This is a genomic window from Vibrio sp. 10N.261.52.A1 (assembly GCF_002876325.1).
Lineage (GTDB): Bacteria > Pseudomonadota > Gammaproteobacteria > Enterobacterales > Vibrionaceae > Vibrio > Vibrio chagasii.
The window spans coordinates 1-566 of the sequence record NZ_MCYD01000994.1 but is presented as its reverse complement, the minus strand read 5'-3'; the positions used below and the strand labels follow the sequence as shown (position 1 = coordinate 566).

The 566-nt window shown below is 35.9% G+C and carries 1 protein-coding gene; it reads left to right on the top strand.

The genetic code is table 11. The features are described 5' to 3' along the window. Positions 1–291: 291 nt before the first annotated feature. On the top strand, positions 292–566 hold a 275-nt coding region (locus BCT81_RS21565; protein WP_198596943.1), incomplete at its 3' end, for a recombinase family protein.

Here is a 566-nt window from a genome sequence, read left to right as displayed (position 1 = left end):
ACCTTCTTTCACACCTTTGGTGAACGCTTTGGCCAAACAACTCAACAATGCTTTTTGAATTTGGCTCATTCTCACTTCCGACACCATTACCTCTTAATCATTGTAGCAATGATTAGACAATACCATTCTTATCCATTTTTGCAATGATTAAGAATCTAATTGCGATAATTACCTGTGTCACTTAGGTATACCAAAATGACACTGGTCATTTTTGGCAATAAAACAATATATGTCATAATATAAATGACACACCCTATAAAGTCATAACTTAAACGTCATAGAAAGGGCATTATGTACATATTTGGATACTTAAGAGCATCAACAAGTGAGCAAGATGCAGAAAGGGCAAAAGGAATCCTATCTCAATTTGTTGAGCAAAAAGGCATGCGTGTTGCTGCTTGGTATGTTGAGCAAGAATCTGGTGCTTCAATGCAAAGACCTGAATTACTTCAATTACTCAATGATGCTAAAAAAGGGGATGTCATCATCATTGAGCAGATTGATCGACTTTCACGTTTAAATGAAGCAAGTTGGTCTAAATTAAAGGAAATGCTGTACAAGAAGGA